Here is a 389-nt window from a genome sequence, read left to right as displayed (position 1 = left end):
TACAAAGCTTTTACTCAATATACAATAATATCAGCTGTATACAACACAGAAAAATATTTAGATGATTATTTTAATTCAATTATAAATCAAAGACTTGATTTTAAAAGAAATATCTTTATGATACTAGTAGATGATGGTTCTACGGATAATTCTGCAAACATTATTAAAAAATATCAAGAAAAATACCCAAAAAACATTGTCTATCTTTATAAAGAGAATAGTGGGCAAGCTAGTGCGAGAAATTTAGGTTTAAAATATATGCAAGAAAACAACTATAAAACTCCATGGGTTACTTTTACCGATCCAGATGATTTTTTAGATAGACATTATTTTTATGAAATAGATAAATTCTTAGCAACTCATCAAGATGATGATGTTTGTATGATAGG

1 protein-coding gene is annotated in these 389 nt (G+C 26.0%); it reads left to right on the top strand.

Annotated elements, in window-relative coordinates; genetic code table 11:
* The coding region (locus CAMP5060_RS08190; RefSeq protein ID WP_337218212.1) for a glycosyltransferase family A protein at window positions 1-389 on the top strand (389 nt) is incomplete at both ends.

This window comes from Campylobacter sp. 1569 (assembly GCF_024723675.1).
Lineage (GTDB): Bacteria > Campylobacterota > Campylobacteria > Campylobacterales > Campylobacteraceae > Campylobacter_D > Campylobacter_D jejuni_C.
Note: the sequence above shows the minus strand (reverse complement) of the source record. Positions and strands in the feature narration are given on the sequence as shown.